Genomic DNA, 6,997 nt, shown 5'->3' on the forward strand with positions numbered 1-6,997 from the left:
TGATCTACTAGAGCTGTAGTACCATATAAATCTGCTGGTTTTTGTATCACCAGTCTATAAGGTACATCTTGCATTTTATCTATATAACCGATAAAACCATGAGTATTGATTAAATGTACTTTGTTCTCTTCAATATCCGTTCCTGAAGGTGAAAATACAGCTTTGTGCTTCGAAGTATCCGTTTCTTCATCGAAACTGTCATTAACCAGATAAGTGACTTTAGTCAGGTCGCGTGCGTTTTTCAGGGTATAGGTATTATCATCAACCTTTGTATAAGGTAATTCTCTTCCTTTATTGTCGTAAAACTTGATGCCTTCTATAAATCTTCCGTAATCGTCTACAGAATAAGTTCCGGGAACTGTTTTTGGAAAATGAAATTTTACATCAGATGATTTCATTTTCGGAAACTCCATCGTTACGGCTACTTTGTCATCTTTTATATTAACAAGGTCGATGTTGGTTTTAATAGATTGAGCGCTGACTATAGTAACAGCTAAAGCTCCTATCAGGGTTGTGATTTTATTCATTGATATTGAATTTACCTAATAAGTTGTTCAACTATAATTATTTGTTACAAATGAGATGAAAAAACTGTGAGTATTATATAAAAAAAATCCCCAGCCTTTTAAGCTGAGGATTTTGAAAATTTTTATCAAATGTGTTTATAAAGTTGTTCCTATTGATTGATACTTTTACTTAATTTTTTAGCATCTTCATTGTTAGGATCGTATTCTAAAGCTTTTGCAATATGCTTTTTCGCTTCTTCTTTATTCGTTTCATACAAGGCGAAAGCAACATACATATGGGCATAAGCCAGATTTTGTTTGTTAGCTTCAACTTCTTCAGGTTTTACCGTAGCGATAAATTTCTCAAAAGAAGCCTGTGCATTTGCTTTGTCTTTCAAAGATTGGTAGACATAACCCTGTCCATAGTAAGCTGGTGCCCAATCCGGGATAGATGCACTAACTTTTTTCCAGGTTGCAAGAGCATTGCTCCAGTCTTGTTTATCCTGGTAAGCTATTGCTTCTTTTACCAATGCATTGTTGTCTTGTTGTTTTGCCTGGTCAGTGGGTTGTGATTGTTTGGTGCTGTCTGTTGTTTGTGCATAAGCTACATTTACAGATCCTAATAATAACATTCCGATTACTACTTGCTTTACACTTTTCATTTTGTTCTTGTTCATTTTTCTGGTTTTAGTAATTAATATTTATTGTGATTAAAGTGCTGCAATTATGGTTCCGTGTGCCAGAAAACTTTTTGAAACATTAATCTTTTTGTCTAAATATTAACAGTATAGACCAGATTTTTATGAAAACTTAAGATTGGCTTAAAGAGTAAGAGTTGTGTTTTTTATGTAAAATGTGATCTTATCTGAACATAAAAATGGAACAATAAACAATATTATGGAATGAAAATATCTGTTAGTTTCCTTTGAGAAAGTATAGAAACCAATTTATTTTCATATCAAGTGTAGAAATAAAATATTTTTTTGTTGTCAAAAATGCCGTTATATAAGGTGTTTATTATTATTTAATAATTGATAATGTATTATTTTATGCAAAGAATAGAACAAACAGACTTGTCTGTTTGTTTTTTTGTTATTTTTGCGATATTACCATGGGCAATTCTCCACGTGAAAGAATATTAAATACGGCCAGTATCTTGTTTCATACGCAAGGTTATAATAACACGGGTATAAATCAGATTATTGCAGATTCAGGAGTTTCCAAAGCTAGTTTTTATGATCATTTCAGATCTAAAGACGATTTATGCCTGGAGTTTTTGAATAAAAGATATGAATACTGGTCTTCACAATGGGAAATATTTATTTCTAAGGCCACCGGCCGGAAAGAAAAAATACTCATGTCATTTGATTTCCTTATATATATGAATGAGAAAGAGAATTTCAGAGGTTGTAGTTTTCTAAATATATCTTCTGAAATTCCTGATGATAAAATCCAGATTCACAAAACAATCCGCCAGCACAAAAACGAATTAAGAAATTTTTTCATAAGAGAAATCCCTGATGAGATTTTATCAGCACATATTTACATGCTTTTTGAAAGCTCAATTGTTATGGGTAGACTTTATGGAAATAATGAGTTAACCATAAAATCTAAAATTATAGTAAACGGTCTGCTGAAAGATTAATTAACCTAAATCCCCAACCACATCACATCTGTAAATTGTCTGTATTATTTAGTACAGACAAGGAAACTGTTGTCATTCCCGAAATAAAGAATGGCTTTAAAAGACAATAATTATAAACTATCAATAATAAACTATGAAAGAAGAACTATTCCCGAAAAAAAAATGTAATGATTATCTCTTGCGTCATCTGACAAAAGCTATGGTTTTGTCTGCTGGACTGGGTATTATTTTTTCTGTGGTATCATGCCGAAGTACAGAAACAGAAAATGTTACCGGAACAGCTGAAGTGAAAATAAACTTTAAAGGCAGCAACTATGACGGTATTGCCGAATTAGGGATGCAGGCTTCGGCAGGCGGAGGTTTGCAATACCAAAACCTTAATCAGCATCAGGAAATAAAGATGGATAATGACTTCATTGTTGTTGCAGATCTTATTCCGCAAAAAACAACTTCAGAATTGCTGGCTGTGGCAAGTAATACTAACAATCTTATGGCTGCGACCGAACCTGGCTTGCTGCCTAGTGATATTTGCTATAAGCTTTTAGTGTATGATAATAATGGTAATTATGTTGCTGAAAGGGATTATATCCGGGGTAAAGAAAGCAATACGGCGATTACGCCTGCTCTTATGCTGGACGGCGGACAGACTTATACTTTTGTATCTTATTGTATAAACACAACAACTATAGCTTCTCTTCCTTCTGTTGTTAACAAAAATACACTGGCAGATGCTGTATTAAGTGATATAACGGGTACCACAGATTTAATGTATTTTAAATCTTCACCAATAACATTACAGGGGGGAGCTAATAATTATCTAGATATTGTGCTAAAACATATGTTTAGTCAGATTACAACGACATTGGATGTTTCTCAGACCGGATATAAGATTCATACCATAGATGCCAATATTGCTCCACATTATAACAAAGCGAGTGTTCAGTTAGCAGATGGAGCTATTACAAGGAATAATTTAGGGAATACGCCGATCCAGTTTAGTTTACCTACGGGGAATAATATTGATCTTTACCCAAATTCTGTTAGTAGTATTAATGTTGTGAATAATGATACGAATAATACTACTGTTTTTAATATTTCATCTGTTCGTTTGGGAATAGGTACTTCGCCTTCTCAGGGAGCAAGTATTGTTAATAAAAATATCAAAATAGAAAACCTGAAAGTAACACCAGGAGTTAAATATAAACTGAATATTAGCTTGGTGCCTGTGGATACTTATCTTACTTATATGGGAGTAGCAGCAGCACGAATCAATGGCCAGATATGGATGCGTTACAATATGGGAGTTACCAATATGGACCTTACAGCTAATAACCCGGATCAGAATCCACAGGTTGCAGCATTATATGGAGGATACTATTTCTGGGGAATAAAAGATCCATATAGTACAACAAATAATACACAAAAAAGTGGTCCTGCCGGAGCGTGGAATAACGGAACAAATTATGCACCTGTGAAAAACCAGACTTATGATCCTTGTCCTGCAGGTTACAGAGTTCCAACAACAAATGAATGGCTTAAGCTAATAGAGTATACAACTTCTGAAAATATCGGGAAATGGGATACTACTCCGGTAGACTTCGGTGGTTCCTTTGGTGCAGGAAAGGTTTTAAGGAGTAAAAAAAATACCAATGTACAGATAGCGCTTCCTATTGCCGGAACATTTCATGCGGCGGCTCATGTGGATTACCGGGGATATGTAGGAAACTACTGGACAAGCACAGAGAGTAGTAATGTTCAGCTTATCAGATTTTCAGCTGAAAATCCGGTTCCGGCAACCACTGCTATTGTAACAAGTATAAGCGCAACTGATAAATCTTTTAACCAGTACTCTTTACGATGTATCGCTGATGCGCCTTAATAGGTATTGATTTGGCATAACAGAAAAAACCTACTATCACTAGTAGGTTTTCTTTTGTTGTTAGCAGAGAGGAAGGTTCTATTATATTGACATCTAATGAGATTTAATAAACTTTAAAGACATCATAAAAAGTTTTATATTATTGAATATCAATTTATTAAATTCATATAAACCACTGTGTCAATACTATAAGAATTGAATACTATTCATGTGTGTGGGGAAATGGTGGGGATGTAATTAAATAAAATCATTTTTGGAATTTGTTAACAATTCATACATATTTTTGGTTAAAATATGTTAAACAATTTGTATATGTGAAATATTATTTGTATATTTGCACCGTTATTTAGTTAACAAAGATTTGTTCTTTCAAATAGAATCTATAGAGATTCATTACAATGTAATGGACACCAACCTGTCAGACTTCACTGATAAGGTGGTTCAACGATTCGGCTTAAAAGCAAGGTACTAGATGGTACTAAACAAAAGGTATAGAACTCTTTTCTATATGATTAATCTTCATATTGAATTTAAGTTATTCTTGCCTAGATGGGACAAACAAAGGTAAGTAATAATTTTTAAATTTTTTATATCATGAAGATTACATTTATTGTTAAAAATCCAAAACAAGGTAAAAACACGATCCACATTCGAGTAAGAATGGGGAGAAAAATCGATTTATTTCTTTCTACTAAAGAAGTCACTGAGCTCGAAGATTGGAACTCAAAAGACGGATTACTATTTGAAAGTATAACTGAGGTCAAAGGGGGGAAAAGCATTGAAAAAAGAGGTGCTGAGTCAAAAAGAAGAATTCAGAGCAACAGGAGCGTTAACTACAGGCTATTGGAGCTTCGTAAGAGCATTGAAGATGGTTATAGGAATAATAATATACTTCCAACTTCAGAATGGCTTAAAGGTATTGTTTATCCTGAGATTAAAGAACGTGAAAAGGTTGTAAATGAAAATTTTATTAATTACTGCTCTACTTTCATTGAAGACAAAGGAAATACTATTAGTGATAAGTATATCATTAAGATAAATAGTATAAAAGCCATTATTGAACGCTATCTAAGTCATAAGAAGCAAAAGCATTTAAGTATTCCCGATATCAATAATGATTTTAAAAGAGATTTTGAAAAGTACTGTCTAGGAATTGAAGGATATGCCTTAAATTATTTTGAGAGAAATTTCAAATTTATTAAGACAATTCTTTATCACGCTCAAGCTAATGGGTACATAATATATAGCGGATTAAATAAATTGAAATGCAAGACAGAAAAAACAATGTTCCAGATATTAACTCCAGAAGAATTATCATTAATTGAGAGAGAAACTTTTTCTGATGAACATTTGGAAACAGCTAAAGATTGGCTTCTTATTTCATGCTATACTGGGCAACGTGTATCTGACTTTATGAGATTTAATGTTTCCATGATAGAAGAAAAAAATGTTAAGAACAAGAAAAGATTTTTCATTGAATTTACTCAGGAGAAAACAAAGAAACAAATTCTCTTGCCATTGCACGAAAAGGTTGTTGAAATATTGAAAAAAAGAGAATGGAATTTTCCTAGAAAGATGTCAGAAGCAAGATATAATGAACATATTAAGAAGGTTTGTGAATATGTAGGAATAGATGAAATGGTTGAGGGGAGTTTATCTTTGGAAGATAGCTCAAAATTAGGAAGAAACAAAAGAAGAAAGGTGGCTTCAGTTTATCCTAAGTATAAACTTATAAGTAGCCATATTGGAAGACGAAGTTTTGCCTCCAATAATTTTGGAAAAATCCCAACACCATTACTCATGGTAGCAACTGGACACTCCACACCTACTATGCTTATGAAGTATATAGGGAAAATTGATGAACAACAATCATTAGCATTAGCTGAATATTTATAGATAATAATAAAAATAATAAAAAGATGGAACAAGAAATTTTAGTTACCAACACAAAAAAGATTACAGAAATGGTAAAAGAAGTAGTAAGAGAACAATTGATAGAGTTCTCTAAATGGTTTGAATCGAAAATTAATAGTGAAGACAGAATCTTAACTAGGAATGATACAGCTGATTATTTAGGCATTAGTCTAAGTACCTTATCTCGATGGACAAAAAAAGGTAAAATTTCGTCTCAAGGTATTGGAGATAGAGTTTATTATAAAATGTCAGACATTAAAAGATCATTAATAACAATTAACTAAATCAGTATTAAGAATCTATAGAAGTCTCCTCAAAGACTAGCAGCCGAGAGACCTTTCTCCACGGTGCTTCACGAAGCTTATTTTAGCTTCAATGATTCGAGGGTAATTCACTAAAATAAAAGGGCTTAGAGCTATTGCTTTGGGAGGCTTTTCTATTGATTCATTATACACATCCTTACGAAAGACGTTGGGATTTTTTTATGTCCAAAATTAAATTAAAATATAATTTAATCTATTTAATGTCAATGTTTTAAATGGTTATGGAGTCAGTAATTATATAATTTTAAAAATAAAGAATCATGATTGATTTTATAAAAATACTCTTTAAGGATAAGAGTGACTTAGAAAAAGCTTTTGACAAACAGAATCTTCTAAAAGAAAGAAAAAATATTGGCAAAAATGAAGAAGAGAGCAACTTTACTTATGAATATCCAATGAAAAACTATTGCCACAATATTTGTTTAAAGGTAAATCAGGCCAGTGGAGAGCTGTACGGAAGCTTTCATAAACTTTACAATAATTTGAAAGGAATTGGAAATATGAATCATAATGATTTTGATTTGTATGATTTAGAGGGTACTATTATTGTACTGGAAAAATATTTAGGAGTGGATTATTTACCAGAACATAAGATTACTAATCTTGAGGTAGGGTTCAATATTATTTTAGGAGAATTGTAAGTACCCCATATTTCAGACAGCTATTAATTGAGTATTTTTCTTTTCAGCAGCTAACATTTTATACTTATACTCAATAGGCGTAAGATTGC

The 6,997-nt window shown here is 32.3% G+C and carries 6 protein-coding genes, 1 pseudogene and 1 riboswitch; of the genes and pseudogenes, 5 read left to right on the top strand and 2 right to left on the bottom strand.

Translation table 11 applies throughout. The annotated features are described in order from the left end of the window. A pseudogene (locus C8J95_RS18410) lies at positions 1-527 on the bottom strand (peptidase M61); the annotation flags it as partial. A gap of 149 nt (positions 528-676) precedes the next feature. Continuing rightward, positions 677-1,183, bottom strand: a complete 507-nt coding sequence (locus C8J95_RS18415; protein WP_107810179.1) for a tetratricopeptide repeat protein — start codon at positions 1,181-1,183, stop codon at positions 677-679. A 434-nt stretch (positions 1,184-1,617) separates the two neighbouring features. On the opposite strand from C8J95_RS18415, the gene C8J95_RS18420 reads away from it, so the two are divergent. The 5 genes from C8J95_RS18420 to C8J95_RS18440 all read left to right on the top strand — a co-directional run bounded on the left by C8J95_RS18420 (position 1,618) and on the right by C8J95_RS18440 (position 6,908). Further along, positions 1,618-2,151: a TetR/AcrR family transcriptional regulator gene (locus tag C8J95_RS18420; RefSeq protein ID WP_107810180.1), complete on the top strand. Its 534-nt coding sequence runs from the start codon at positions 1,618-1,620 to the stop codon at positions 2,149-2,151. Between the two features lie 133 nt (positions 2,152-2,284). Continuing rightward, on the top strand, positions 2,285-4,030 hold the full coding sequence (locus C8J95_RS18425) for an FISUMP domain-containing protein (protein WP_107810181.1): 1,746 nt from the start codon (positions 2,285-2,287) through the stop codon (positions 4,028-4,030). A gap of 371 nt (positions 4,031-4,401) precedes the next feature. Further along, positions 4,402-4,508, top strand: a riboswitch (SAM-I-IV-variant riboswitch). 116 nt (positions 4,509-4,624) lie between these two features. Continuing rightward, positions 4,625-5,926: a phage integrase SAM-like domain-containing protein gene (locus tag C8J95_RS18430; protein WP_255412890.1), complete on the top strand. Its 1,302-nt coding sequence runs from the start codon at positions 4,625-4,627 to the stop codon at positions 5,924-5,926. Positions 5,927-5,949: 23 nt separating this feature from the next. Then, positions 5,950-6,228 carry a helix-turn-helix domain-containing protein gene (locus C8J95_RS18435; RefSeq protein ID WP_107810183.1) on the top strand — a complete coding sequence of 93 codons (279 nt, stop codon included), beginning with the start codon at positions 5,950-5,952 and terminating at the stop codon, positions 6,226-6,228. Positions 6,229-6,527: 299 nt separating this feature from the next. After that, entirely contained in the window at positions 6,528-6,908 is a 381-nt protein-coding gene (locus C8J95_RS18440; RefSeq protein ID WP_255412891.1) for a hypothetical protein, read from the top strand. Positions 6,909-6,997 lie beyond the last annotated feature (89 nt).

Origin of the sequence: Elizabethkingia sp. YR214 (genome assembly GCF_003058195.1) — a bacterium.
In the GTDB taxonomy this organism is placed as follows: domain Bacteria; phylum Bacteroidota; class Bacteroidia; order Flavobacteriales; family Weeksellaceae; genus Elizabethkingia.

Coding starts and splice junctions, on each gene's coding strand:
- C8J95_RS18415 (WP_107810179.1), bottom strand. CDS start 1,183: ATGAACAAGAACAAAATGAAAAGTGTAAAGCAAGTAGTAATCGGAATG.
- C8J95_RS18435 (WP_107810183.1), top strand. CDS start 5,950: ATGGAACAAGAAATTTTAGTTACCAACACAAAAAAGATTACAGAAATG.
- C8J95_RS18420 (WP_107810180.1), top strand. CDS start 1,618: ATGGGCAATTCTCCACGTGAAAGAATATTAAATACGGCCAGTATCTTG.
- C8J95_RS18425 (WP_107810181.1), top strand. CDS start 2,285: ATGAAAGAAGAACTATTCCCGAAAAAAAAATGTAATGATTATCTCTTG.
- C8J95_RS18440 (WP_255412891.1), top strand. CDS start 6,528: ATGATTGATTTTATAAAAATACTCTTTAAGGATAAGAGTGACTTAGAA.
- C8J95_RS18430 (WP_255412890.1), top strand. CDS start 4,625: ATGAAGATTACATTTATTGTTAAAAATCCAAAACAAGGTAAAAACACG.